Annotated in this window: 17 protein-coding genes and 1 pseudogene; 11 read left to right on the top strand and 7 right to left on the bottom strand. The window is 70.7% G+C overall.

Translation table 11 applies throughout. The features are described from left to right. Nucleotides 1-35 precede the first annotated feature (35 nt). Together QE454_RS04205 and QE454_RS04210 are read right to left on the bottom strand one after the other, a co-directional pair. On the bottom strand, nt 36-2189 hold the full coding sequence (locus QE454_RS04205; RefSeq protein WP_307457810.1) for an MMPL family transporter: 2154 nt from the start codon (nt 2187-2189) through the stop codon (nt 36-38). 70 nt (nt 2190-2259) lie between these two features. Beyond that, a complete protein-coding gene (locus QE454_RS04210; protein WP_307457808.1) occupies nt 2260-5607 on the bottom strand; it encodes a family 16 glycoside hydrolase in 3348 nt (1115 codons plus the stop codon). 451 nt (nt 5608-6058) lie between these two features. Between QE454_RS04210 and QE454_RS04215 the strand changes: the two genes are divergently transcribed. Genes QE454_RS04215 through QE454_RS04225 form a run of 3 tightly spaced genes read left to right on the top strand, consistent with a single transcriptional unit; the run spans nt 6059 to nt 7940 of the window. Then, a complete protein-coding gene (locus QE454_RS04215) occupies nt 6059-6667 on the top strand; it encodes a hypothetical protein (RefSeq protein ID WP_307457805.1) in 609 nt (202 codons plus the stop codon). 44 nt (nt 6668-6711) lie between these two features. Further along, the gene (locus QE454_RS04220; protein WP_309668536.1) at nt 6712-7683 is read left to right on the top strand and encodes a WxL protein peptidoglycan domain-containing protein; all 972 of its coding nucleotides are present in this window, start codon (nt 6712-6714) and stop codon (nt 7681-7683) included. Beyond that, nucleotides 7680-7940, top strand: a complete 261-nt coding sequence (locus QE454_RS04225; RefSeq protein WP_307457799.1) for a hypothetical protein — start codon at nt 7680-7682, stop codon at nt 7938-7940. Before QE454_RS04220 ends, QE454_RS04225 begins: the two co-directional genes overlap by 4 nt. Here the strand turns inward: QE454_RS04225 and QE454_RS04230 are convergent. Continuing rightward, nucleotides 7888-8865 (bottom strand): DMT family transporter, encoded by a 978-nt coding sequence (locus QE454_RS04230; protein ID WP_307457796.1) that lies wholly within the window; start codon nt 8863-8865, stop codon nt 7888-7890. The two genes, QE454_RS04225 and QE454_RS04230, sit on opposite strands and share 53 nt — an antisense overlap. A gap of 71 nt (nt 8866-8936) precedes the next feature. Here QE454_RS04230 and QE454_RS04235 point away from each other — a divergent pair, with 71 nt between their 5' ends. Beyond that, nucleotides 8937-9860 (top strand): LysR family transcriptional regulator, encoded by a 924-nt coding sequence (locus QE454_RS04235; RefSeq protein ID WP_307457793.1) that lies wholly within the window; start codon nt 8937-8939, stop codon nt 9858-9860. Here QE454_RS04235 and tatA read toward each other — a convergent pair. Further along, complete coding sequence (gene tatA / locus QE454_RS04240; protein ID WP_307457789.1) at nt 9773-10033, bottom strand: twin-arginine translocase TatA/TatE family subunit; 261 nt, start codon at nt 10031-10033, stop codon at nt 9773-9775. The two genes, QE454_RS04235 and tatA, sit on opposite strands and share 88 nt — an antisense overlap. Nucleotides 10034-10447: 414 nt before the next feature. Between tatA and QE454_RS04245 the strand changes: the two genes are divergently transcribed. The 4 genes from QE454_RS04245 (at nt 10448) to QE454_RS04260 (ending at nt 17794) form a co-directional block, all read left to right on the top strand. Continuing rightward, nucleotides 10448-13981, top strand: coding sequence for a PQQ-dependent sugar dehydrogenase (locus QE454_RS04245; RefSeq protein ID WP_307457786.1), 3534 nt, complete (start codon nt 10448-10450; stop codon nt 13979-13981). Nucleotides 13982-14115: 134 nt separating this feature from the next. Continuing rightward, nucleotides 14116-15096 (top strand): sugar phosphate isomerase/epimerase, encoded by a 981-nt coding sequence (locus tag QE454_RS04250; RefSeq protein ID WP_307457783.1) that lies wholly within the window; start codon nt 14116-14118, stop codon nt 15094-15096. A gap of 17 nt (nt 15097-15113) precedes the next feature. Continuing rightward, nucleotides 15114-16385 carry a hypothetical protein gene (locus QE454_RS04255; protein ID WP_210076143.1) on the top strand — a complete coding sequence of 424 codons (1272 nt, stop codon included), beginning with the start codon at nt 15114-15116 and terminating at the stop codon, nt 16383-16385. 74 nt (nt 16386-16459) lie between these two features. After that, nucleotides 16460-17794, top strand: coding sequence for a DUF916 domain-containing protein (locus QE454_RS04260; protein ID WP_307457777.1), 1335 nt, complete (start codon nt 16460-16462; stop codon nt 17792-17794). 952 nt (nt 17795-18746) lie between these two features. Here QE454_RS04260 and QE454_RS04265 read toward each other — a convergent pair. From QE454_RS04265 to QE454_RS04275, 3 genes are all read right to left on the bottom strand, one after another. Continuing rightward, on the bottom strand, nt 18747-19928 hold the full coding sequence (locus QE454_RS04265) for an ROK family transcriptional regulator (RefSeq protein WP_307457775.1): 1182 nt from the start codon (nt 19926-19928) through the stop codon (nt 18747-18749). A gap of 100 nt (nt 19929-20028) precedes the next feature. Then, complete coding sequence (locus QE454_RS04270; protein WP_307457772.1) at nt 20029-21078, bottom strand: ABC transporter permease; 1050 nt, start codon at nt 21076-21078, stop codon at nt 20029-20031. Further along, on the bottom strand, nt 21075-22550 hold the full coding sequence (locus QE454_RS04275; RefSeq protein ID WP_210076136.1) for a sugar ABC transporter ATP-binding protein: 1476 nt from the start codon (nt 22548-22550) through the stop codon (nt 21075-21077). The genes QE454_RS04270 and QE454_RS04275 overlap by 4 nt, the downstream gene beginning before the upstream one ends. A 299-nt stretch (nt 22551-22849) precedes the next feature. Between QE454_RS04275 and QE454_RS04280 the strand changes: the two genes are divergently transcribed. From QE454_RS04280 to QE454_RS04290, 3 genes and pseudogenes are all read left to right on the top strand, one after another. Continuing rightward, nucleotides 22850-23899: a substrate-binding domain-containing protein gene (locus tag QE454_RS04280; protein WP_210076134.1), complete on the top strand. Its 1050-nt coding sequence runs from the start codon at nt 22850-22852 to the stop codon at nt 23897-23899. A 92-nt stretch (nt 23900-23991) separates the two neighbouring features. After that, complete coding sequence (locus tag QE454_RS04285; RefSeq protein ID WP_307461164.1) at nt 23992-25182, top strand: Gfo/Idh/MocA family protein; 1191 nt, start codon at nt 23992-23994, stop codon at nt 25180-25182. Nucleotides 25183-25220: 38 nt separating this feature from the next. Beyond that, nucleotides 25221-26226, top strand: a pseudogene (locus tag QE454_RS04290) (sugar phosphate isomerase/epimerase family protein). Nucleotides 26227-26405: the final 179 nt, after the last annotated feature.

Raw genomic sequence — 26405 nt, forward strand, 5'->3', positions numbered from 1 at the left:
CGCCGACGAGACGGTGTCGACTCGACGCCGACATGTCAGCGGGATGCGGTCTCGAGGGTCGGAAGCGGCGCGGGCGGGGCGGGGACGGCCGGTCGCGTACCCGGCCACCAGTTGGCGCGCCCGAGGAGCGTCATCACGGCGGGCAGCAACAGCCCGCGCACGACGGTGACGTCGAGGACGACGGCCACGATCATCCCGACCCCGATCTCTTTCATCGCGACCAGCTCGCCGAACGCGAAGCCGAGGAAGACGAGGCAGATCGCCGCGGCGGCCAGCGTCACCACCGGACCCGTGCGCGTGATGCCATGGCGAACGGCCTCGGCGTTCGCGGAGCGCGGGTCGACGAGAAGATCGCGCGAACGCCAGCGCTCGGTGATGCGGGCCAGCAGGAACACCTCGTAGTCCATGGTCAACCCGAAGGCCAGGAGCCCGATGAGCAGGGGCGTGGTCACATCGAGCGCGCCCGTCGGCTCGAACCCGAGCAGGGGCGCGCCCCACCCCCACCCGAAGATCGCGGTGAGCACTCCCAGGGTCGAGGCCACGGTGAGGCCCGCCAGCACGAGGGACTTCACCGGAACGACGACCGAGCGGGTGAGGGCGAACAGCAGCGCGAAGCTCGCGGCGGCGACGATCGCGAGCGCCCACGGCAGGCGCGAGGCCAGGTGATCACGTGTGTCGATGAGGGAGGCGGCGGGCCCCGTGACCTCGAGGGGGACCGGGGAGTCGAGCTCGCGCACCGCTTCGACGAGGCTCTGCGCCGCCGGCCCCGTCGCGCTGTCGCCCGTCGGGGTGAAGGCGACCGCGGTGACCTCGGGCGGCAGCTGCTGCACCACGTCGGCGTCGGCGACCTCGGGCAGGGCGGCGATCCGATCGAGGACGCCGGTGACGGCGGCATCCTGGATCGATCCGTCGAGCACGACCGTGACGGGCTCGATCCCGATCCCGGTGAAGCCGGTCGTCGTCGCCTCGTACGCCCGTCGCTCCTCGGCGTCCGCGGGAAGGGACCGGATGTCGGAGTCGTCGAGGGCGAGGGATGCCACGGGGGCGGCGAGCAGCATCAGCAGGGCCGCGGCGGCGACGGCGACGAGGCCCGGGCGCCGCTGCGCGAGGCGCGTGGAACGGGCGAGCACCCCCTCGCGCGCGGTGCGACCGGCCCAGGGGCGTGCCCAGGTGCGCGCTCCGGCGGAAGGGAGGGCGCGGTGCAGGAGCGAGAGCACCGCGGGGACGAGGGTGAGACCCGCGAGGGTCGCCACGACCACGACCACGGCCCCGCCCAGCGCCATGCCCGACAGCAACGGGTCGCCGAGCACCAGGATGCCCAGAAGGGCCACCGTCACGGCGAGACCCGATACGAGCACCGCTCGACCGGCGCCCGAGACGGTACGGGCGATCAGGTCGTCGAGGGGGACGGCGGGGTCGGCCGCACGCTCCTCGCGCAGGCGCAGCACCACCAGCAGGCTGTAGTCGACCGCGAGGCCGAGCCCCAGGATCGTGACGACGTTGACCGCGAACTCGTTGACGTCGACGACGCGGGTGAGCAGGCCCAGGACCGCCAGCGTCGGGGCGATCGCCGCGAGGGCGGCGACCACGGGGATCATCGCGATGCGCAGCGACCCGAGCGCGAGGGTGAGCAGCACGACGAGGACGAGGATCGCGACGCTCTCGCCGAGGGCCGCGTCGGCGGTGGCGCGGTCGACGAAGGCCTCTTCGGCCAGGAGGGGGCCGCCGACGAGCACCTCGGGGGCGGCGATCCCCTTCAACAGGTCGGAGACAGCGGATGCCGTGGCGACGGCCTCGTCGCCGGTGAGGCCGCGCGCGAGTTCGACGACGACCAGCGACGAACGCCCGTCGTCGCCGATCGCCCCGCCGGCCGTGTAGGCATCGGTGACCTCGGCCACCCCGGGCACGGCGCGGATCGACGACATCACCGCGGTCGCGCTGTCGCGCAGCGTCGGGGAGAAGAAGTCCTCACCGCGGACGACGGCGGTGACGATCTCGCCCTCGGGATCGAGGGCGTCGAGGCGGTCGCTCGCGCGCAGCGACTCGCTGCCGGCGGGGGCGTCGGCGACCGAGACGGTGCGGTCGAAGACGTCACCCGCGAGGGCGCCGCCGACGATCACGAGCAGGGCCCACGCGAGAAGGACGATCAGGCGATGCCGGCTGATGCGGCGGCCGAGGGAGGAGAGCATGGGGACCTCTGGGACAGGGGGAGCGCCCTCGGCGACGGACGCGAGTCCGCCACCGAGGGCGCCGGGGGGATCAGCCGCAGCTCTTGGCCGCGTACGAGGCCGTGGCCTCGCCGGTGCGACCGTCGCCGGTCGCGGACACCGTCGCTTCACCGGCGGCGACCGACACGGCACGGGTGGTGAAGGTGTGGAACACCGTCTTCCCGGGCTGGACGGCGGGGATGACCCGCTCGCCCCACGCCGTCTCGAGGGTCACGTCGACGGGCACCGTGTCGGTGTTGGTCGCGCGCACCGTCAGCGTCGCCTTCTTCGCCATGCAACGGACCTCGGCCGAGGCCGTCACCGCGAGAGGTGCCGGCTCGTCGATCTCCATGACACGGACGTTGCGGTACGACACCGCTTCGCCGCCGCCGTGGTTCTGCAGGCCGATGAAGCCCTGCGACAGGTCGCGCGCGGGATCGGTGCTGGTGAAATCGTTCACCAGCGTGCCGTTGAGGAAGATCTTGATGCTCTGCCCCTTCACGACGATCTCGTACGCGTTCCACGACCCGACCGGCTTGAGCGAAGCCTCGACCGCCGCGGCATCCGCACCCTGGAAGGTGTAGATCGCACCGGTGGTGCGGTCGGCGGCGTCGGAGGCGTCGATCTGGATCTCGTAGCCCTGGTTGACCGCGATCCAGGGGTCGTTCTGCGGGTCGGGGAAGCCGACGAAGACGCCACCGTTGTGGTCGGCGATGAGCTTCCAGTCCAGCTTGAGGCTGTACTCGTTCAGCTCCTGCGCCTTGTGCCAGAGCAGCCCCATGCCACCCTCGCCGCGGATGCTGCAGTCGTTCTGACGACCGAAGCCCCCGGGGCCCGCCATGCGCCAGCCGGCGTTCAGGCTCTGGAGCGTGCCGTCGAACAGCGAGCGGTACCCGTCCTCGACCTGCGCCGGAGCGCAGATGTCGGCGGTGCCGATCGACAGGACGTCGACGTTGATGTTGCCCTTGTTGCCCGAGTCGTACTTCAGCGCGATCGTGTTCGTCCCGGCGACCAACGGCATGTCCCGCGTGATCGTGGCCCAGGTCTTCCAGTCACCCGTGGAGGGGAAGTCCCACCGGCCGAGATTCTGCCCGTTGACGTAGAGGTTCACGTCCTTGGAACCGGGGGCCGGGTTGGGGCCGTTGGAGTAGCGCACGTTGACCGGAACGGTGCCGGCGGCCTCGGCGTTCACCGTGAACTCGAACGCGGAACCGGCCTGCCACATGCCGCCGGCGAAACCGGCGCCCGAGTAGCCGCTGTGCTCGGCGTCGAACTTGGCGCCGCCGATCAGGCGGGCCTCCTCGGCCTCGTACCATCCCTGGTCAGCCGGCGAGACGTAGCCCGGCAGCGAGTTGAGTGTGTACCAGGCCTCGGTGCTCCACAGCTTGTCACCGCTGGCTGCGGCGAAGGGCTGCGGCGAGCGCAGGTGCACCACGCGCCCCTGCTTGAGGCCGTCGAACGCGACCGTGACCGTCTTGCGGTCGGCGGATGCCGTGGCGCTGGTCAGCGAGAGGATCTCCTCGTCGATCTTGGGACCGCCGTAGGTGGAGGTCGGCAGGTAGCGCCACTGCTCGGCGCGGTACGCCGAGGCGAGGTTCGCCACCGTCTCGTCGGACAGGGGCTGGGTGTACTCGATCTCGAACCCACCCTCGACGACCTTCATCGATTTCATGTCGAAGGTGTTCTGCGTGGAGTTCGGGACGAGCTTCTGCAGACCGTAGGTGAGCTTGCCCGCCTCACCCCAGTTGCCGCCCTCGCCCGTCCCGCCGATGTAGAGCGATTTGTCGGGACCCTCGATGACGCGGTTCACGCCGACCTCGAAGCCCGCGGAGTGGCGGAAGACCGCTCCCTGGAACTCGCCGTCGACCTTCTCGAGGAAGGCGCGCTGCAGGCCGCCGTAGGTGACGTCGCCGAACATCATCTGGCCGGCGAAGGGGCCGTCCTTCAGCATGATGGGCGTGCTCGGGGAGTTGCCGATCTCGTTCTGCGGGATCCACACCACCGGCGGGGTCACCGGGTTGGCGTCGAAGGGACCGGCGGGGTTCGTGTAGTGGTTGAAGAAGCGGTCCTGCTTGATGTTGACGAGCTTGTTCGCCGGCAGCCAGGCACCCTGGTTGTCCATCGCGAAGAGCTCGTTCTCGGGACCGAAGGCAACACCGTTGGGTGTGCGCAGACCCCCGGCCACGTAGCTGATCGCTCCGGTGGCGCGGTCGATCTTCACGGAGGTGCCGCGGTTCTTCGCGGGCTGCGGGTTGGTCGTGGCTCCGCCGTTGTCGATCGCGACGGAGAGGTTGACGTAGAAGTTGTCCTCGTCGTGGATCAGACCGAAGGCGAACTCGTGGAAGTTGTTGCCCGAGGGGTACTCCGCGACCTTGCGCTTCGTCTCGTACGAGCCGTCGCCGTTCGTGTCGCTGAGCTCCGTGAGCTGGTAGCGCTCCGAGACGTAGATCTTGTCGTCGATGACGTCGATGCCCATGGGGTTGAGCAGACCGCCGGCCGCCTCGACGACGGTGACGTCCTCGGGGCCGTCGGCCGCCTGGGCGCCCTTGAGCACGAAGACCTTTCCGGGGGTGGAGGTGTCCCAGCCACCGGAGTTGACCGAGCCGGTGGTCAGCACCGCGAGGTCGCCGTTGCCGAGGAAGGCCAGCCCCGAGACCTTGGGGTTGAAGCCCTCGGGGCGCAGGTTCACCAGCGTGTAGTCGGGATTCACGGCATCCAGGCGCAGACCGTCTCCGGCGGAGTCGGTGCTGCCCTCGCAGTACTTCGTCCCGGGGGCGGTGACGCGCACGACGCCCGCCTCGGTGCTGAGGACGTCGTTCGGGATGACGGTGAAGCTCGACGAGCCCGGGGTCTTCCACTCGACCGTGAGCTGCTGACCGTTGGTGGCCTCGAACATCTCGACGAAGAGGTCGTGGACGCCCACGTCGAGCGTGACGGTGCCCTCGACCGATTCCGCTCCGTGGAGGCCGTCGTTGTCGATCAGCTGCGTGCCGTCGAGAGTGAGGCGCGAACCGTCGTCGCTGGTCAGACGGAAGGCGTACGAGCCGGGAGTGCTGACGGTGAGGTTGGCCAGGGCGTGCGTGACGAAGTTGTCACCCGCACCGAACTGCTCGTCGGTACTCCAGTCGATCGTCGACATGAGCTTGTCGACGTTGGGGGTCTGTCCCGATTTGAGCGTGCAGAGCTCGGTGAGGGGCGGGGTGGAGTAGGTGCGAAGCGTCACCCCCGGTTCTTGCTTGGGCAGGTCCGCCGGGGTGTTGACGGCGGGGGCGACGGCGGCACCGGCGGGCAGGATCGCTCCTGTGGCCACGAGTGCTCCGCCCAGGAGACCGGCCACGAGGGTTCTCGCGACGCGGGTGCTGCGCCGGCGGGGGCCGGACAAGACAGCGGGTACGGGCATCATTGCTCCTTCGGATCAGCGGCGGGGGTGACGGCGTCCGCTCGGATCGCACAGGTCGCCCTCGACCTGGTCACTGTAGAAGTCTTTTGCTGGCGCGTCTACAAAACTTGACTAAATATCGTTAACAACTGCTGGAATTGACCCCCGCAGTCCCACTCACGGAAGGGCTCCTGCCCACCGCGGCCCTGATTTGCCCCGGAAAAGCGCATCTCTTAGAGCTTCCGAACGCCAGTCATCTTTTGCTTGACGCCGCACGTAAGCCGCACTACTGTCACAACGAACCCGCAGAACCGACCCGTGACAGCGCCGCCACGAGGCTCCCCGGAGTCCGCCGCGCCCGCCCGAAACGACGGCCCCCTCGTTCACCGACCGGCGGGACGCCGGTCGTCCCGACCACCCGTCGGCGCCCGCCGACGACTCCACCGCCTCGCGGTGGAAGAACGGAGCACCCATGTCCCCCACCTCGCGTCGCGGCCTGACGGCCCGCATCGGAGTCGCCGCTCTCGGCGTCGGCATCCTGGCAGCCGCGGGCGGCGGCAGCGCCTTCGCCGCCGATGAGGACACCGTCGACGTGCAGGTCGAGATCGCCCCCGCGGCCGAGCCCGGCGTCCTGGCCCTGACCGTCGCCGACGATGCCACCACCCTCACCGAGGGAGAGGCGTCGGGCACCGACCGCACCTTCACGGGCACGCTGCCGACGGTCACCGTCACCGACACCCGCCTTCCCGAGAATGTCGACCCGGAGGCGTACTGGTACGTCATGGGCGCCATCAGCGACTTCGCCGGCAACGCCGGCCAGCCCGCGATCTCGTCGGCCGACAGCTTCGGCTGGTACCCGACCATCGTCGCGGGCGACTCCGCGCTCGTCGCACCCGGCGACCCCGTCGACCCGGGCATCGGCGGCTTCGTCGACGCCGAACTGCTCGCCAACGCCGACAACTCCGCCGCCGCCACGGGTGGAGCGTACTCGGCCTCCGCCGGCCTCGTGCTGCAGACGCCGGCGACCGTCGCACCCGGCGCCTACTCGGCGACCATCACGCTGACCCTGCTCGAGGGGTGAGCGTCGCGATGAGGGCGGCGCTCTCACGCGGAGGGTCCGCCACGGTGGCCGGGCTCATCGTGGCCGCGGCCGCGATCGCCGCGGCGCCTCCCGTCCTGGCGGACGACACCGCCGACTCGGTCACCTGGTCGGTCACCCCGGCCTCGGCCGAGGGAGCGGACGGTCGACGGGTCATGCAGGTCGAGATCGATCCGGGCCAGCGCGTCACCGAGCATCTCGCCGTGAAGAACTTCAGCGAGAGCGAGGCGACCTTCGCCCTCGACGCGGCGGACGGCTACTACACCGAGACCGGGCGCTTCACGATGCTCCCGGCCGATCGCACCTCGGTCGATGCGGGCACCTGGATCACGATCGAACCGTCGGTCACGCTCGCTCCCCGCGAGACGCGCGTCATCTCGTTCGAGATCGCCGTGCCGCCCAACGCCACCCCGGGCGATCACGCGGCCGGGGTCTCGGCATCCGTTCGCTCCACCTCCGCGGGAGCGGACGGCACGAAAGTGGGAGTGGACAGCCGCGTCGGCTTCCGCGTCTCGACCCGGGTGACGGGCGAGCTCGCCCCCGCGGTGGGCGTCGGCGAGGTTCGCGCGGAGTACACGCCATCCTGGAACCTTTTCGCGCCGGGGTCGATCACCTACGCGTACACGGCGGAGAACACCGGGAACACCGCTCTCGCCGTGGCCGACGCGGTGGAGGCGACGACGACGGAACGCGGTGTGCTGCTGCCCGGCGAATCGCGGGACGTGCGAACCGAGCCCCAGCCCGCGTGGCCGCTGTTCCTGCTGACGAAGGGCGTGACGGTGGATGCCGCGGTGCCCGACTCGACGCTCGCCGCGACGCCCGTGACGCAGAGCGTCACCGTCTGGGCGGTGCCGTGGCTGCACCTCGCCGCCGCGGTCGGGCTCGCCCTCATCGTCGCAGCCGCCGCGTCCGGGCGTCGCCGTTCCCGCCGCCGTCTCGACGACCTCGTGGCGCGCGCCCGTGAAGAGGGTCGGCGCGAGGCGGTGGAGGTCTCATGAGCGACACGCTCTTGTTCCCCGCGGCCGTCGCCGACGACGGCGTCGGCATCACCGTCGAGATCACCCCCCTGCCGAGCGCCACCTGCACGGTCGACTGCTCCCCACCGCCCGGCGCGGGTCCCGGATCCCCCGGGGGCGGCCTGCCCCTGACCGGTGGCGAGATCGCATCGGTCCTCCTCGCGGTCGCACTGGTCGGAGCGGGTCTCACGGCGACGGTGTGGGCGCGGTGGCGCCGACCGAGACCCGAGCGGAGCTGATCGGCCCGACGACGGCACCACCCTTCGCCGCCTCGCGCGAGCGGCGGTGCCGTCGTTCGATCGCCTGTCCGGCGTAGGACGCGGCAATGATCAGCGCGGCACCGATCAGCCCGGGGGCGCCGACCGCCTCGCCGCCGATGGCGACGCCCACGGCGAGCGCCCACACGGGCTCGGTACCCATGAGGATGCTCGCGCGGGTCGCCGAGGTGCGCCGCACCGCCCACAGCTGCACCACGAAGGCGAACACCGAGCACAGCAGCCCGAGGAAGAGCACGTCGACCCATCCGGATGCCGAGAGCCCGGCGGCCGCACGCGGCAGGTCGGCACCGGCCACGGCCGACGAGGCGAGGGCGCACACGAGCAGCTGCACGAACACGACGGCGAGGGTGCTGTCGTGTCGGCCACGGGTGAGGTGCCCGCTGGCGGTGACGTGGACGGCGCGGACGACCGCCGCGGCGATGACCAGCACGTCGCCCAGGTTGGGCGCACGAAGGCCCCCTCCCGAGACGAGCAGGGCGACGCCGACCACCGCGGCGACCGCGGCGACGAAGTACGACCGCGGGAGCCACGAGCGTGCGGCGACGCTCTCGAGCACCGGGGTGAAGACGAGGGCGAGACTGATGAGGAGCCCGGCGTTGGTCGCCGAGGTCAGGTGCACGCCCGCGGTCTCGAGCCCGATGATCGCCGCCTGCGAGCACCCGAGCACAGCGGCGATCGCGAGACCTCGGCCGCGCGGCATCCGTTCGCGTCTCGCCAGACACAGGATGCCGAGGGCGATCGCGGCCACGAGAAAGCGAAGAGCCACGCCGGAGGCGACGCCGGTCTCGGACACCAACTCCTTCGCGGCGAGGAAGCTGGCGCCCCAGACCGCGGCGACCATGACGAGGAGGAGGTCGACGACGAGTTCGGGGACGCGGCGGGGCATGCCCCCACCGTGACGCGGGCGACGCGGAAGAACAATGGGCTCCTTCTTCACCGTGTCGTAAGTTCTTCCTTATGGATGTCGGTCATCTTCGCCTGCTGCGCGAGCTCCGAGACCGCGGAAGCGTGGCCGCCGTGGCGCAGCGCATGCACGTCTCGGCGTCGGCGGTGTCGCAGCAGCTGTCCGCGCTGCAGGCGCACGTGCCCGTTCCGCTGACCACCCGGCGCGGGCGCACCCTCGCCCTCACGCCCGCCGGAGAGGCCCTCGCCGCCGCCGGCGCGCGGGTCGACGAGGCTCTGGTCTCGGCACGGGAAGCCGTGGGCGCTTTCCTCGACGCCAGCGATCGCCCCGTGCGCGTCTCGGCCTTCCACAGCGCCGCGCTCGCGCTCTTCGGGCCCCTCTTGCGCGAACTCGACGGCACGCCGCCACTGCACCTCGCCGACGCCGATGTGGCGCACCGCGATTTTCCGGGGCTGACCGCCGACCACGATCTCGTCGTGGCGCACCGCCTCGCGCACGACGAGCCGTGGCCCGCGGACCGCGTGGTCACGGTGCCGTTGCTCGAAGAGCCGCTCGACATCGCCCTGCCGGCAGACCACCCGCTCGCCGGACGCGACGAGCTGCGTGCGGCCGACCTCGTCGCCGAGAGATGGGTGTCGGTGCACCCCGGATTCCCGCTCGCCGGCGTTCTCGACCATCTCGCCGCGCACGTGGGGCGTCCTCTCGACGTCGCCCACCGCATCAACGAGTTCTCGGTGACGGCCGAGGTCGTGCGCGCCGGCGCAGCGATCGCCGTCATGCCGCGCACCACGACAACACCCCTCGCCGTCGACGGGCTGGTGCTGCGACCGCTCGCCGACCTCGCCCTGGTGCGCCACGTGGACGCACTGGCGCGGCCCGACGCGCTCGCTTACGCCGGGGTGCGGCGTGTGCTGTCGGCGCTGCGCACCGTGTCGGCGAGGGCGTCGGGGGAAGCCTCGGGCGTCGAGGCCCCCTGACCGGAGGCGAGCGGCACCGCGTCGTCGTCCTTCATCGCCTTCAACTCGCCCTTGAACAGGCGGGCCGACCTGCCGACGCTCTGCGCCAGCGCCGGCAGCTTGGCAGCGCCGAACAACAGGACGATCACCGCGAGGACGATCAGCAAGTGCCATCCGGTCAGTCCATGAAGCATGGGGCCTCCTCGGCCGTGCCGGCCTCTTCGCCGACGAGTGGGGGCGGCGCGAGACGCACCGTGCGGCGATGGTAGCCCGCGACGAAAGCAAACCACAAGGCTCGCGTCAGGCGCTCTTTTGTTGTGTGCACATTACGCAACTTTTGATTGACCTATGGAAAAACATCCGTCAAGATGACGACGAGCGACGTCCCTCACAACCGGACACCTCATCCCCCCGAGGCTCGCCCCACGAACCGCCCGAGAGGCGGTGATCGGCGACCCCTCCCACTCGACGAAGAGTAAGGAGCAGACACGGCGCGTGGCCGACCGCCACCGCAGGAAGAGCCCGGGCCGCCACGATCAGTCGTTGAGACCGACTGTGTGGCGACCCGGTGAAAACAACTCGAACGCATTCACAGGAGCTGTTTCACGATGAACTCTACTTCTCGGCATCCGGTCGTCCGGTCCCGGTTGACGGCGGTCCTCGCGGCCGCCGCACTGGGCCTGGGCGCCATCGCCGCAGCACCCGTCCCGGCCTTCGCGCACGACGGGCACGACCACGGCACGACTGACCCCGGGGGCGATCACGGCGATCCCACCGACCCCGGCACCCCCGACCCCGGCGACACCGGCGAAGACGGCGGCGCTCTGGACTGGAGCAACTACGAGCGCGTGCTGCTCACGAAGGACGTGGGCGAGCCCATCGACCTCGCGGTCCTGCCCGACAAGCGCGTGCTGCACACCGCTCGCAACGGAGACGTGCGCCTGACCGATCCCGCGACGGGCGTCACACGCGTCACCAACACGCTCGACGTCTACGCCAACTCCGAGGACGGCCTGCAGACGGTCGCCCTCGACCCGAACTTCGCCGAGAACAACTGGGTGTACCTCGTGTACTCCCCGCGCGACGCGGACGGCGACGGCGTGGCCGACACCCCGGCGGGCAACTCCCCCAACACGCTCCCCGCGGGAGCCGACGAGTCGTACTGGGACCAGTGGGTCGGCGTGAACCGTCTCGCCCGCTTCCAGTGGAACGGAGACGCCCTCGACCTCGCGAGCGAGCAGGTCGTCCTCGACGTCGAGGTCCAGCGCGGGCAGTGCTGCCACGTCGGTGCCGACATCGGCTTCGACGGCGACGGCAACCTCTACCTGAGCACGGGCGACAACACCCCGGCATCCACCCCGGGCGCCAACGGCTTCGCGCCCAACAACGACGCCCCCGGCTACAACCCCGGTTTCGACTCTCGCCGCGGTGCCGGTAACACCAACGACCTGCGCGGCAAGATCCTGCGCATCCACGTCGAGGACGACGGCTCGTACACGATCCCCGAGGGCAACCTCTTCGCTCCCGGGACCGAACTCACCCGCCCCGAGATCTTCGTGATGGGCGTGCGCAACCCCTTCCGCATCGAGGTCGACGTCGAGACCAATTCGCTGTCGTGGGGCGACTACGGCCCCGACGCGACGAAGGCCGTCGCCCAGACCGCGGGCCGCGGCCCCATGGGCCTGGTGGAGTGGAACGCCATCAGCCTCGACGAGCCGCAGAACGCCGGCTGGCCGTACGTACACGCCGACAACCAGGCGTACAACGACTGGGACTTCGCCACGGCGACGCCGGGGGCGTTCTTCGACCCCGCCAACCTCAAGAACGAGTCGCGCTGGAACACCGGTCTCACCGACCTTCCTCCCGCGCAGCCCGCGACCCTCTGGTACGGCGACAACCCCGGCGACCAGCCGTGGGACGAACTGGTGAACTTCGGCGCGGGCAGCGGCCAGGGCCCGATGGGCGGACCCGTCTACCACTACGACGAGACGAACCCCTCGCCCACGAAGCTCCCCCAGCACTGGGACCGCAAGGCCTTCATGGGCGAGTTCTCGCAGGACTACATCGCCGCCTTCACGCTGGACTGGGACACCTTCGACGTCAGCGCGATCGAGGACTTCCTGCCCAACGCCGCGCTGAGCACCCTCGGCCAGCCGCCCCACGACAACCCCATGGACATGGAGATCGGGCCCGACGGCTCGATGTACGTGCTGGACTACGGTGACGGCTTCTTCCGCGCGAACCCCGATGCCGGTCTCTACCGCATCGACTACGTCGCCGGGAACAAGTCGCCCCAGGCGCGTTTCACCGCCACGCCCACCTCGTCGTCGCAGGCTCCCCTGACCGTCGAGTTCGACGCGTCGACCTCGACCGACCCCGACGCGGACACCCTCACCTACGAGTGGGACTTCGACGGCGACGGCACCTACGACGCCACCGGCGCGACCGCGTCGTACACGTACACCGAACTGGGCAACTACAGCGCCCGCCTGCGCGTGTCCGACCCGGGCGGACGCTTCGGCCTGACCTCGCGCACCATCTCGGTGGGCAACCAGGCGCCCGAGGTGACCGTGGCCTTCCCCGGCAACGGTGCGTTCTTCGACTGGGGTCAGGCGATCCCCTTCCAGGTCACGACGACGGATGCCGAGGACGGCGACGCCACGGAATGCTCGCGCGTGAGCTGGACCTACGGTCTCGGCCACGACGAGCACGCCCACCCCGAGGTCTCGGGCACGGGCTGCACGGGCGTCTTCCGCACCGACCCGAACTCGCCCGAGCACGGCCCCGGCGCCCTGCTGTACGGCGCGGTCGTGGTCACCTACACCGACGCGGGCGCCAACGGACTGCCGGCGGCCACGGGTGAGGCGACCGTTCGCCTGAACCCCAAGCTGCAGCAGGCCGAGCACGCGATCCGGCGCGAGGGCGTCACGGTCTACGCCGACGCCGACGCCTCGGGCGGCAACGCCGTCCGCGGCCTGGGAGCGGGCGACTACCTCGCCTACGACCCGGTGAACTTCGCCGGGATCGACGGTGCCGTGGTCCGCGCCAGCGGTGCGGGAGAAGTCCAGCTTCGTTGGGGAGCGGTCGACGCCGAGCCCTTCGCGACCGCGACCATCCCCGCGGGCAGCGGCTGGCAGGACGTCGAGGTCACCTTCGACGCCCCCGAGGGCTCCGGAGCGCTCTACGTCACCTCGGCCGACGAGCTCGCCGTCGACGCGCTGACCATGGTGGGCGACGGGGTCGGCGACGTCACGCCGCCGACGGTCGCACACACGCTGTCCCCCGCCACCCCGACGGGTGTCGGCGGCGTGTTCAACGAGCCGGTGCGCTTCGCGGTCCAGGCCGCGGACAACGGCACGCTCGCGAGCGTCGAGTACTCCCGCGACAACGGCGCGACCTGGATGACCCTCGCGGCGAACCAGCAGTACGGGGTGACGTTCGATCAGGACGGTGTCTACGACATCCGCTACCGGGCCACCGACACCGGCGGCAACGTCTCGGAGCTCGGTTCCGTGTCGTTCACGATCGACCTCGACGCTCCCAACGAGCCGACCGTCGACACCCGCACGCTCGTCTCGCTCGGCTCCCCGCGCGTCACCTACGGCGCCCCCGGCGACGCGACGGTGTCGGTGCGCGGAGAGGGCGGCGCCCCCACGGGCGAGGTCGTGCTCACCGTCGGCGAGACCGAACTCGGTCGCGCGACTCTGGACGCGGACGGCAACGCCGTCGTCGCCCTCCCGGCGGATCTCCCGGTCGGCACGCACACCCTGCGGGCCACCTACGGGGCCGACGAGACCTTCAAGGGATCGGCCGGCATCGGTCGTCTCACGGTCTCGCAGGCGAAGTCGACGACCTCGGTCGCCGTCTCGCCGACACCGGTCAAGCCCGCCGTGGCGGCCACCGCCACGGTCCAGGTGGCTTCGTCGACGGGCATCGTCCCGACCGGCGACGCCACGGTGACCATCCGCCGTAACAACGCGGTCGTCGCCACCCTCACCGGCACGCTCGGCGCAGACGGCACCGTCCAGGTGACCCTGCCCAAGCTCAGCGCGGAAGGCGCCTACCAGGTGCAGGCGTCGTACACCGGTTCGAGCGGGATCGCGAAGAGCAGCGGCAGCGCGAACCTGACCGTCAAGAAGTAACACCCGGGTGGGGGTCGCGCACCGCGGCCCCCACCACCCCCACGGTCGTCCCCGACCCCGGGGCGGACCCACCTCGAAGGAGAGTCATGAGTCACCACCACGACCACGCGCACCCCACGGTGTCGGATCGACCCATGAGCCGGCGTACCCTGCTCAAGGCCCTGGCGGCGTCGTCCGTCGCCGTCGGCATCGGCGCCGCCGCCATGCCCGCCGCCGCCTCGGCATCCACCGCTTTCGGCGCCCGCGCCGCGGCGGCCGCTCCCCCGGTCAGCGCCGGCAAGCGTCTCGTCCCCGTCAACCGCATCGGCATCCAGCTGTTCACCGTCCGCGACAAGGTCAGCTCGCTGGGCTTCCGCGCGGTGTTCGAGGAGCTGGCCCGCATCGGCTACTCGGAGATCGAGTTCGCGGGATACACGCAGGGAGGCGTCGGCGCCATCACCCCGCAGGAGATCCGTCAGCTGCTCGACGACAACGGCCTGCGCGCGACCGGCGCGCACGTCAACCTCACCCCGGCCAACATCGACCAGCAGCTCGAGATCGCGCACGTGCTGGGCATGCCGCACCTGGGGCAAGGCGGGCCGATCGCCGGCGGATACGGCGGCCCCCTCGCCAAGGATCCCTGGATGCAGGCCATCGGCACGTGGAACCAGATGGGCGAGAAGGGTCGCGCTGCGGGCATCAAGCTCTACCTGCACAACCACGCCCAGGAATGGGGTTTCACGACCGACACGAACGAGCGCATCTACGACCTGTACTGGGCGAACCTGAACCCCGAGACGGTGTTCTTCGAGATGGACGTCTACTGGGCGCACGTCGGAAAGCACCTGTACCCGGGGTTCGAGCCGATCGACTACATCAAGCGCGACCCCCGCCGCTTCCCGATCCTGCATCTCAAGGACGGCAAGCTCAACCCGAGCAGCGCCAACGGCTACGACATCGTCGAGTTCGGCGCCGGGAACATCGATTACACGGCGTTCCTGTCGCAGCTGCGCGACCGCGGCCAGCGCTTCGGCATGTTCGAACAGGACAACGCCTCCACGGTGCCGGTCAACCCCGGGGACTCGCTCGCCAACGCCGACCGCAGCTACGACAACATCGCAGCCCTGCGCGGCTGAGCGACGAGGAAGAACCGATGAACAGAATCACGAAACTGACCACCGTCGGCCTCCTCGTCATCGGGGGCAGCGTCGTCGCCGTGCCCGCGTACGCGGCCGACCTCACCTGCACCGACGACCTGGGCAGCCAGAGCGTCTCGGGCAACCTGATCGTCCCCGGCGGCGCGGACTGCGTCCTCGGCGGGGCGACCGTCGAGGGCGACATCGTCGTCGAGGCGGGCGGATGGCTGGATGCCACCTCGGTCACCGTCACGGGAGACGTCGTCGCCACCGACGCGTACGGCGTCTCGCTCGACGGCACGAGCGTGGCCGGCGACATCAGCGCGTACTCCGCCGACACCACCGTGGGATTCCTCTACGTCAACGACCTGAAGGTCGGGGGCTCGGTGGAAGCCGGCGGCATCGACGTGGAGGTCGTCGACAGCGCCATCTCGGGCTCGCTGCTCACGCAGCAGGCCACCTACGTCGACATCGTGCGCACCTCGGTGGGCGCTGACGTGTCGGTCGACGGCTCGGGCTGGGGCGTGTCGATGACCGGGGCCGTCGTCAAGGGCGACGTCACCGTGAGCGGCAGCTCGCGCGACGTGCTCATCGGCGCCACCGCCGACGGTGGTTCCGACGCGTTCGCCAACTCGATCGGCGGGGGCCTGTCCCTCACCGGGAACACCGCGAACCTGCGCGTGGCGAACACCACGGTGTTCGGCGCTCTCGCTCTCGACGGGAACTCCCCGGCGGCCGCGTTCGGTGCGGGCGTCCGTGCCGGCTCAACCACGGGCGACTACACGGGCGAGGCGCCGACCGCTCCTCCCACGGGCGACCAGTCGATCGCCGTGACCGTCCCCGACCAGGGTTCGGGCGAGCTCACCTGGTCGATCGAGGGCACCTCGCGCCTGGTCGACCTGGGAGTTGCGACCGAGAACCTCGACCACTACGCGGCATCCGGTGAGATCGTGCCGATCCGCGTGCAGGACACCCGGGCCGGCAACCCCGGGTGGTCGCTGACCGCACAGGTGTCGAACTTCACCGCCGGAGGCCAGGAGGTGTCGAGCAAGTACCTCGGCTGGACGCCCGAGGTCCTCGAGACGCAGGGCGGCGCCGTCGCCGGCGCTCCCGTGCCCTCCGGTTTCGACAGCGGCCAGGGCCTGTCGGTCGCGCGGACCCTCGCGCAGGCGAACGACGGCCACGAGCGCGGCTCCTCGCTCGTGGGCGCCGACCTGGATCTCAAGCTCCCGCTCGAGACCCCCCGCGGCACCTACACCGCGACCGTGACGCTGACCGCCCTCAGCTGATCCCCCATCCCGTCGGGGTCGCGCTCCTCGAGAGCGTGGCCCCGACGGGACCCCTCCACACGAAAGCCACGCCCATGTCCCAGGCGAAGACCTCCCCCCGTCCCCTCCGTACTCTCGTCTCGTTCCTCGCCGGCCTCGCGCTGTTGCTGGGCACCCCCGTCGCCGCCACCGCGGCCGCCGCTCCTTCCGCCGAGACCACGGTGACGTGGAGCGTCAAACCCGCCGACACCGCTCAGGGGCGCGACCGGCCCAACTACGCCTACGACCTCCTCCCGGGCGGCACCGTTGGCGATGCCCTGTACGTCGCCAATCGCAGCTCCCAGCCGATCACCCTGCGCGTCTACGCCGCCGACGGCTTCCTCACCGAAGACGGAGCCCTCGACATCCTCGCCGGAGGCGTGGAGTCCACCGACCTCGGCAGCTGGGTCTCGATCGACTCGTCCGAGCTCACGCTCGACAGCGGCGCGAGCGCCGAGGTCCCCTTCACCGTCGTCGTCCCGGCCGACGCGGCCCCCGGCGATTATGCGGCCGGCATCGTGGCATCCATGCTCGTGACGGCCGACAACGGCACCGTCACCGAACGCCGCCTGGGCTCGCGCGTGCACCTGCGCGTGCAGGGCGACCTCGCACCCGCGCTGGCCGTGGACGACGTCGTCGTCGACTACCACGGCACCGCGAACCCCGCCGAGACGGGATCCGCGACCGTCAGTTACACCCTCACCAACACCGGCAACACGCGGCTCGACCCCGACGTCGAGGTCGCCCTGGGCGGACCCTTCGGCTGGGCGGGCGTGACCGCGGCCGACGACGCCCCCGAACTACTCCCCGGCAGCTCGCTGCAGCGCACCGTCGAGGTTGCCGGAGTGGTCCCCCTCGTGCTGCTGTCGGCCGAGGTGACGGCCACCTCGCAGGTGGTCTCGCGGACGCTGGCCGGCGCCGAGCCCTCGACCCTCGACCCGCTCGTGTCGCAGGCCGCCGCCGCCACCGCCGCCGTGCCGTGGACCGCGCTCGCGATCCTCGCCGCGATCGCCCTGCTCGTGGCCTGGCGCATCGTCGCCGCGCGACGACGCAAGGCCGCTCACGCGCGCGAGATCGCCGCCGCGGTGGCCGCCGCGCGAGCGGATGCCGAGGGGGCGGACGCCGAGTCGGGTGGATCGGATGCCGGGTCGGGCGGATCGGATGCCGGGTCGGGCGGATCGGACGCCGGGTCGGGCGGATCGGACGCCGGGTCGGGCGGATCGGACGCCGGGTCGGGCGGATCGGACGCCGGGTCGAGTGGATCGGGTGCCGGGTCGGGTGGATCGGATGCCGGGCGAGAGCGGGTGCCCGCCGGGGCCGGCGCCGACCCTGGTACGCCGGACGCCGCCACATCCGCATCCACCACGCGCGCCTCGCGCCGCTCCCCCTGAGACCCGCTCGCGGCGTGGAGAGGGACACTCCGCGCCGCGAGCGACCGCCCGACATCTCCGGCAAACACGGTGAGCCCACCGGCGGAAAACATCACGACGCACCGGACACCCGGCATCCCAAACCGGCATGTCGAACAAACACTCCGCCGTTAGGTACGGACGCCCGGCCCGCAGGTCGTACCGGCCCCGGCGACCACACCGAGCCCACCGGCGGAAAACATCGCGGCGCGCCGGGCACCCGGCATCCCGAACCGGCATGTCGAACAAACACTCCGCCGTTGGGTGCGGGCGCCGGGCCCGCAGGTCGCGCCGGCCCACCCGGCGACCACTGAGACCGACGGCTCGCGGGTCACCCGACTCTCCCAGCCGACCGTGGAAGCCAAACCGACCCCAACGGCGGAAAGCGACGCGACGCGCCGGGTACCCGGCATCCCGAACCGGCGTGTCGAACAAACACTCCGCCGTGAGGTACGGGCGCCGGGACCGCAGGTTGTACCGGCCCCGGCGACCACGGCTAGCCCAACGGCGGAAACCATCACGACGCGCCGGGCACCCGGCATCCAAAACCGGCGTGTCGTGGGAGCACTCCGCCGTTAGGTACGGACGCCTGGCCCGCAGGTCGCCCCGGCCCCGGCGACCGCCGAGACCGACGGCTCGCGGGTCACCCGACTCTCCCAGACGGCTGCGGAGAGGAACACCGACCCCAACGGCGGAGAGCAACGCGGCGCGCCGGGTACCCGGCATCCCGAACCGGCGTGTCAAGCAAACACTCCGCCGTTAGGTACGGGCGCCGGGCCCGCAGGTTGTACCGGCCCTGGCGACCACGGTGAGCCCACCGGCGGAAAACATCACGACGCACCGGGCACCCGGCATCCCGAACCGGCATGTCGAGCCAACACTCCGCCGTCGGGTACGCGCGCCGAGCCCGGCCGCGACCCCCGCCCGCGGCGGGTCAGGCGCGCAGGAACGCGGCGTTCAGCGACTCGGGGGCGAGGGCGTGCTCGACGGCGAGCATGCTCGCGCCGATCACCGCGGCCTTCTCGGCGGCCACCGACTGCACGATCGACAGGTACTCGGTGGCCAGGGGCGTGGAGCGTGTGTAGACGACCTCGCGAACACCCGCGATGAGGTGCTCGCCGACGCGGGCCATGGAGCCGCCGATGGCGATGACCGAGGGGTTCATGAGGCTCACGCACGTGGTGAGCACCTCGCCGATGTCGCGGCCCGCCTGACGCACGGCCTGGATCGCGTCGATGTTGCCGCGCTTGACGAGGTCGACCACGTCGGAGCCGGTGTGGGCCTCGATCCCCTGCGCGCGCAGGGCACGGGCGATCGCGGGGCCGGATGCCAGGGCCTCGAGGCACCCGCGGTTGCCGCACTGGCACGGGATGTCGGCGCCGCGCGCGACCTGGACGTGGCCGATGTCGCCGGCGATGCCCTGGGCACCGCGCTGAAGGCGGCCGTCGGAGATGATGCCGGTGCCGATGCCGGTCGCCACCTTCACGAACATGAAGTGGTCGACGGCGGGCCAGGCGATGCTGCGCTCGCCCAGGGCCATGATGTTGACGTCGTTGTCGACGAGGACCGGGACGGGCATGTGCTGGTAGATCCAGCCGGGGATGTCGAAGCGGTCCCACCCGGGCATGATCGGCGGGTTCACCGGCTGGCCGGTGGAGTGCTCGACGGGGCCGGGGACGCCGATGCCCATGGCGGCGACGTCGGTGGTCGAGCGTCCGGATTCGGACAGCAGCGCCAGGGCGGTCTCGACGAGCCAGGTCAGCACGGGCTCGGGGCCCGTGGCGATGTCGATCTCGCCGGTGCGCTCGCTGAGCACCTTGCCGGTGAGATCGGCGATCGCGACCGTGGCGTGCGACGCGCCGAGGTCGACGGCCACGACGACCTTGGCGGCGGGGTTGATGGCGAACTGCGACGGGGGACGCCCGCCGGTGGACACGGCGTCGGCGACCGGGGTGATGAGGCCCATCCGCATGAGCTCGTCGACACGGACGGCGACCGTCGATCGGGCGAGCCCGGTCGACTTGGCCAGTTCCGCACGCGTACGCGGTACGCCGTCTCGCAGCAGCTGGAACAACTGGCTCACGCCGTTGACCGACTGCACCGAATCTGTCGTCATCCTCTTCACGCCCTCAGTACACCATTAGTAGCAATGCATTCCATCCACTTACGGACGGCGGCTACGCGAATCACGCAGCCGCCGTCGGCACAAGGGGTCGTCAGCCCCGCCCCGGCGGGCGGGAGAAGCGCTGCTGCAGGAGCACCGCGACCACGATGATGACACCTTTCGCCACCGCCTGGACGGAAGACGAGAGATTGTTCTGGATGAACACGTTGGACAGCGTCGCGAAGATGAGGACGCCGAACACCGTACCGGTGATCGTGCCCCGGCCGCCGACGAGCAGCGTGCCGCCCACGACGACCGCCGCGATGGCATCCAATTCGTAGAGCTGACCGTGCGTCGACGTGCCGGCCGTGGTGCGGCCGAGGATCATAACGGCCGCGATGCCGGCGCACAACCCCGTGATGGCGTAGAGCCACATCGTGTGGCGGCGCACGTCGATGCCGGCGAGGCGCGCGGCCTCGCGGTTGCCGCCGACGGCGACCGTGCGTCGACCGAACGTGGTGCGGTTGAGCAGCACCCAGCCCAGGGCCGCGACGATCGCGAAGATCCAGATGAGGATGTCGACGCCGAGGATGTCGGCGTTCATGAAGGTGATGAAGCCGCGGTCCTGCACGACGAGCGTGCGACGCTCGGCGAGGATCTCGGCGAGGCCCCGAGCGCCCACGAGCATGGCGAGGGTGGCCATGAAGGCCACGACGTTGCCGTAGGCGATGACGATGCCGTTGATCAGGCCCGCGCCCACGCCCACCGCGAGAGCGATGACGACCATGACGCTCCAGTGCAGGTTGTCGGCGAGATCCTGCACGGCGGCGAGGGTGGCCACGACCGAGGCCAGGCCCATGACCGAGCCGACCGACAGGTCGATGCCGCCGGCGATGATCACGAGGGTCATGCCGATGCTGATCACGCCGATGATCGAGGCCTGGCGGAGGATGACGAGCAGGTTGTCGACGCTCGTGAACGAACCGGGGGCGGTGATCGCGCCGACGACGACGATCACGAGCAGGGCGACGACGAGGCCGATGTTTCGACCGGCCGAACCGGAGAGGAAGCGGCGCCAGGCCGGCGCGGGAGCCGGGGCCGCGACGGCCCCGGCCTCTGTGGGGACCGTGCGTGCACGGGTCGGGGTGGTCGGCTCGCTCACGCGGCGGATCCTTTCATGACGAGATCGAGCACACCGTGCTCGTCGATCTGGTGGGAGGGGAGGGTGCGCAGAATCCGGCCGTCGGCGACGACGAGGACGACATCGGCGAGGCCGAGCACCTCTTCGATCTCGCTCGAGACGACGACGACGGCGTTGCCGGCGGCGGCGAGATCGCGGATGAGGGCGTAGATCTCGGCGCGAGCGCCGACGTCGACGCCGCGGGTGGGTTCATCGAGCAGCAGCACCTCGGTGCCGTGCACGAGCCAGCGGGCGAGCAGGATCTTCTGCTGGTTGCCGCCCGAGAGGGTTCGGGCGGGCCGATCGGGATCGGCGGGGCGCAGCTCGAAGGCGTCGATCTGCTCGCGCGCGACCTTGCGCGCCGCGCGGTCGTCGAGGAACCCGCCCTTGGCGAAGCGTTTCATCGAGGCGAGGGCGATGTTGACGAAGATCGGCTCGTCGAGCACGAGCCCCTGGCTCTTGCGCTCCTCGGGAGACAGCCCGATGCCCGCCCCGACGGCGGCGCGGACGGACCCGCGCGGCAGCACCTTCTCGCGCACGCGGACCGAGCCGGCGCTCGAGCGGCGGGCTCCGTAGACGGTCTCGAGGATCTCCGACCGGCCCGATCCGACGAGTCCCGCCAACCCCACGACCTCGCCGGCGCGCACCGAGAACGACACGTCGGAGAAGACCCCGTCGAGTCCGAGTCCCTGCACGTCGAGCACGACGGGTGCATCGGATGCCACGGGCACCCGCTCCGGGAAGACGTTCGCGACCTCGCGCCCGGTCATGAGCCGGATGAGTTCGGCCTTCGGGGTGTCGGCGGCGGAGAGGCCGACCGCGGTCGTACGGCCGTCCTTCAGAACGGTGATGCGGTCGCCGATCTCGCGGATCTCCTCGAGCCGGTGCGTGATGTAGACGACGGCGATGCCCGCCGCGGTGAGCTCCCGCACGACCGCGAAGAGGTTCTTGACCTCTTCGGTGTCGAGCACGGCGGAGGGCTCGTCCATGATGATCAGCTTGATGTCGTGCGACAGGGCGCGCGCCATGCTCACGATCTGCTTGTTCGCGGCGCTGAGCGAGCCGACCTCGGTGTTCGGCGAGAGGTTGGCGTGGCCGAGTCGGCGAAGGAGCTCTTTCGTCTGACGGGCCGCCTCGGCGCGCTGGGTGAAACCGCCGCGCGCGAGCTCGTGCCCGAGGAAGATGTTCTCGGCGATCGTCAGGCCGTCGACGACGTCGAGCTCCTGGTACATCGTGGCGATCCCGAGCTCGATGGCCGCGTCGGGATCGGCGATCTCGACGTTCTCGCCGAGCCAGACGATCTCACCCTCGTCGGGGCGGTGAACGCCCGCGAGCGTCTTGATGAGAGTCGACTTGCCCGCGCCGTTCTGGCCCAGCACGCAGTGCACCTCTCCGGCGACGATGTCGAGATCGACACCGCGCAGGGCGCGGACGCCGGCGAAGGACTTGGTCACGCCTCGGACGGTGAGTAATGACGACTGATGGTCAACTTTGATCACGCGGCGAACATAACACGCCGCCTCATCGTCGCGCGACCCGTGTTCCGACCGAAAGCAGGCGGCCGCCTCCCGCGCGCACGCGAGCGCTCTTCGGGCACAACGGCTCGCCAGTGGTACTTATGCGGATCAAAAAACAAAAGATGCTCGCCAGGACGACACTTCTGCTAGCGTGAGCCGCGTCAGAGTGGACCCCTCTTTCCGGAGTGACCCGGGGCCGCGATGACCCCAGCTGCATCACATTTCAAGGAGGAAACATGCGCTCACAGTGGAAGTCGCGTTCGCGACTCGTCCTGACCGGCATCGCCGTCATCGCCTCGGTCGGCCTGCTCGCCGGTTGCACCGGTTCGGGCGGCGACAACGAGGACATCGTCGGCCAGGGCACCACGACCGAGGAGAACGCCGCCGCCGGTGACACCGTCACCATCGGCTTCTCCGGCCCCGCCGCCGACCACGGTTGGCTCGGCGCCATCAACTCCGGCGCACTCGCCGCCGCCGAGAGCTTCCCCGACGTCGACCTGAAGGTCGCCGAGGGCACCAACGACGTCAACGCGCAGATCGCCGCCGTCGAGACCTTCATCAACGACGGCGTGGATGCCATCGTGCTGCTGCCCAGCGACGGCGCCGCCCTGACCGAGGTCGCGATCAAGGCGATGAACGCGGGCATCCCCGTCATCAACGTCGACCGCGAGTTCTCGAGCCCCTTCGCCGCCCGTTCGACGATCCTCGGCGACAACTACGGCATGGGCGTCAGCGCCGGCACCTACATCTGCTCGCAGCTCGAGGGCAACAGCAACGCCATCGTGGGCGAGATCGCGGGCATCGACTCGCTACCGCTCACGCAGGACCGCTCGGCGGGCTTCGCCGACGCCCTGTCGGACTGCGGCCTGAAGGTCGGCCCCCGCGTCGCCGCGGACTTCACCGTGCAGGGCGGCGAGGCCTCGACCTCGCAGCTGCTGTCGGCCAACCCCAAGATCGACGCCATCTGGAACCACGACGACGACCAGGGCATCGGCGTGCTCGCCGCCGTCACGGCGGCCGGTCGCGACGAGTTCATCATGGTCGGCGGTGCGGGCAGCCGCAACGCCATGGAGTCCATCCAGGCCGACGACAGCGTCCTCAAGGCGACGGTGATCTACCCGTCGACGCAGGCCGCCGACGGCATCGCGCTGGCACGCCTGATCGCCCAGGGCAAGACCGCGGGAGACCTCATCACCCCCAGCGTTCCCAACCGCATCGTGCTGGACGCCCCCGTGGTGACGAAGGACAACGTCGCGTCCTTCATCGACCTCTCGTTCCAGTCCTGACCCGGTCCGGGGCGCCCGCGTTCGTCGCGGGCGCCCCGTCCCTCGTCCCCCCACAGAAAGACGTCATCGTGACCCAGCCCCTTCGCATCGCCATGATCGGTGCGGGATTCATGGGCGCCGCGCATTCCCAGGGATGGCGCGTCGCCCCTCGTTTCTTCGACCTCCCCCTCGCCCCCGAGATGAGCGTGCTCGTCGGGCGCGACGCCGCCCGCACGGAAACGGCCGCCGACACCTGGGGATGGCGAGAGAGTGCGACCGATTGGCGCGAGGTCATCCACCGCTCCGACATCGACGTCGTCGACATCGTGACCCCCGGCGACTCGCACGCCGAGATCGCCATCGCCGCCCTCGCCGCCGGCAAGCACGTGCTGTGCGAGAAGCCCCTCGCCAACACCGTCGACGAAGCCCGCCGAATGGCCGAGGCCGCCGCGGCCGCCTCCGCCAGCGGCATCCGATCGATGGTCGGCTTCACCTACCGACGCCTGCCCGCCACGACCTTCGCCCGCGATCTCATCACCGCCGGCCGTCTCGGCGACATCCGCCAGGTGCGCGCCGAGTACCTGCAGGACTGGCTGAGCGACGCCGAGGCCCCGCTCACGTGGCGCCTGCAGAAGGACCGCGCCGGCTCCGGCGCCCTCGGCGACATCGGAGCTCACGCCGTCGACCTCACCGAGTTCATGACCGGGCAGCGCGTGGTCCGCGTCGCCGGCATCCTCGAGACGATCGTCGCCCAGCGTCCCGTCCTCGCTTCCGCGTCCGGGCTCTCCGGTTCCGCCGGCACCGAGCGCGGAGCCGTCACCGTCGACGATCTCGCTCTGTTCACCGGCCGTCTCGAGAGCGGCGCCCTCGCCTCGTTCGAGGCCTCGCGCTTCCGCCTGGGTCGCAAGAACGCTCTGCGCATCGAGATCTCCGGCTCCCTCGGCTCGCTGTCGTTCGACCTCGAGAGCCCCAACGAACTGCAGTTCTACGACGCGACGGCCTCCGCCGCCGAACAGGGCTTCCGCCGGATCCTCGTGACCGAGCCCGAGCACCCCTACGTCGCCGCGTGGTGGCCGACCGGCCACATGCTCGGCTACGAGCACGGGTTCTCGCACCAGGCGAAGGACTTCGTCGAGGCGGTCGCCGCGGGCACCGCACCCACCCCGTCCTTCGCGGACGGCCTGCACGTGCAGGAGGTGCTCGACGCCGTCGCGCGCAGCTCCGAGGGCGAGGGCGTGTGGACCGGGGTCGACGCCGATCTCGCCGCCGCCCCTGCCGCAGACCGCGCCTTCGCGGCATCCTGAACCCGATCCCGTACCCGCACCGACGAAAGGACGACGCGATGACGCGACCGATCACGCTCTTCACCGGCCAGTGGGCCGACCTGCCCTTCGAGGAGGTGGCCCGCCTCGCCGGAGAGTGGGGCTACGACGGCCTCGAGATCGCCTGCTGGGGAGACCACCTCGACCCCTGGCGCTGGGACGACGAGGCCTACGTGCAGGGCAGGCTCGACATCCTCGAACGCAACGGGCTGAAGGTCTGGACCATCTCGAACCACCTCAAAGGGGCAGGTCGTCTGCGACGATCCCATCGATCAGCGACACCGCGACATCGTGTCCGACCGGGTGTGGGGCGACGGCGACCCCGAGGGCGTGCGCCAGCGTGCCGCACAAGAGCTGAAGAACACCGCGCGCCTCGCCGCGAAGCTGGGCGTGAAGACGGTCACGGGCTTCACGGGATCGAGCATCTGGAAGTACGTCGCGATGTTCCCGCCCGCCACCGAGGAGATGGTGGATGCCGGTTACCAGGACTTCGCGGACCGCTGGAATCCGATCCTCGACGTGTTCGACGAGGTCGGCGTGCGCTTCGCCCACGAGGTACACCCCTCGGAGATCGCCTACGACTACTGGACGACGAAGCGCGCGCTCGAAGCCATCGGCCACCGCGCGGCGTTCGGGCTGAACTGGGACCCCTCGCACATGGTGTGGCAGGACATCGACCCGGTCGCGTTCCTGTGGGACTTCCAGGACAAGATCTTCCACGTGCACTGCAAGGACACCAAGAAGCGACTGGGCAACGGCCGCAACGGCCGACTGTCGTCGCATCTGCCGTGGGCCGACCCGCGCCGCGGCTGGGACTTCATCTCGACCGGCCACGGCGACGTGCCCTGGGAAGACGCGTTCCGCATGCTGAACGCGATCGGCTACGACGGTCCGCTGTCGGTCGAGTGGGAGGACGCGGGCATGGACCGCCTGGTCGGAGCGCCCGAGGCGCTCGGCTTCGTGCGGAAGCTGTCGTCGTACGAGCCGTCGGGGGCGGCGTTCGACGCGGCGTTCAGCCAGCGCTGATCCGGGGGGATCGGTCGGAAGCGAAACGAGGGGCCGGATGCCATGGCATCCGGCCCCTCCGCATGTGCGGGCCGTGACCTTCATCGAGGGCGGGGGCGGCCGGGTCGCGCGTCACCAGAACAGGGGGATGCCACCAGAACAGGCCACAACCGCTCAGAACGGCCTGTTCTCGGCGCATC

The organism is Microbacterium sp. SORGH_AS_0454 (genome assembly GCF_031453395.1).
In the GTDB taxonomy this organism is placed as follows: Bacteria; Actinomycetota; Actinomycetes; order Actinomycetales; family Microbacteriaceae; genus Microbacterium.

Bases quoted from the DNA above. Each gene is read 5' to 3' on its own strand.
- QE454_RS04205 (WP_307457810.1), bottom strand. From the start codon at position 2,189: ATGCTCTCCTCCCTCGGCCGCCGCATCAGCCGGCATCGCCTGATCGTC.
- QE454_RS04210 (WP_307457808.1), bottom strand. From the start codon at position 5,607: ATGCCCGTACCCGCTGTCTTGTCCGGCCCCCGCCGGCGCAGCACCCGC.
- QE454_RS04215 (WP_307457805.1), top strand. From the start codon at position 6,059: ATGTCCCCCACCTCGCGTCGCGGCCTGACGGCCCGCATCGGAGTCGCC.
- QE454_RS04225 (WP_307457799.1), top strand. From the start codon at position 7,680: ATGAGCGACACGCTCTTGTTCCCCGCGGCCGTCGCCGACGACGGCGTC.
- QE454_RS04230 (WP_307457796.1), bottom strand. From the start codon at position 8,865: ATGCCCCGCCGCGTCCCCGAACTCGTCGTCGACCTCCTCCTCGTCATG.
- QE454_RS04235 (WP_307457793.1), top strand. From the start codon at position 8,937: ATGGATGTCGGTCATCTTCGCCTGCTGCGCGAGCTCCGAGACCGCGGA.
- tatA (WP_307457789.1), bottom strand. From the start codon at position 10,033: ATGCTTCATGGACTGACCGGATGGCACTTGCTGATCGTCCTCGCGGTG.
- QE454_RS04245 (WP_307457786.1), top strand. From the start codon at position 10,448: ATGAACTCTACTTCTCGGCATCCGGTCGTCCGGTCCCGGTTGACGGCG.
- QE454_RS04250 (WP_307457783.1), top strand. From the start codon at position 14,116: ATGAGCCGGCGTACCCTGCTCAAGGCCCTGGCGGCGTCGTCCGTCGCC.
- QE454_RS04255 (WP_210076143.1), top strand. From the start codon at position 15,114: ATGAACAGAATCACGAAACTGACCACCGTCGGCCTCCTCGTCATCGGG.
- QE454_RS04260 (WP_307457777.1), top strand. From the start codon at position 16,460: ATGTCCCAGGCGAAGACCTCCCCCCGTCCCCTCCGTACTCTCGTCTCG.
- QE454_RS04265 (WP_307457775.1), bottom strand. From the start codon at position 19,928: ATGACGACAGATTCGGTGCAGTCGGTCAACGGCGTGAGCCAGTTGTTC.
- QE454_RS04280 (WP_210076134.1), top strand. From the start codon at position 22,850: ATGCGCTCACAGTGGAAGTCGCGTTCGCGACTCGTCCTGACCGGCATC.
- QE454_RS04285 (WP_307461164.1), top strand. From the start codon at position 23,992: ATGATCGGTGCGGGATTCATGGGCGCCGCGCATTCCCAGGGATGGCGC.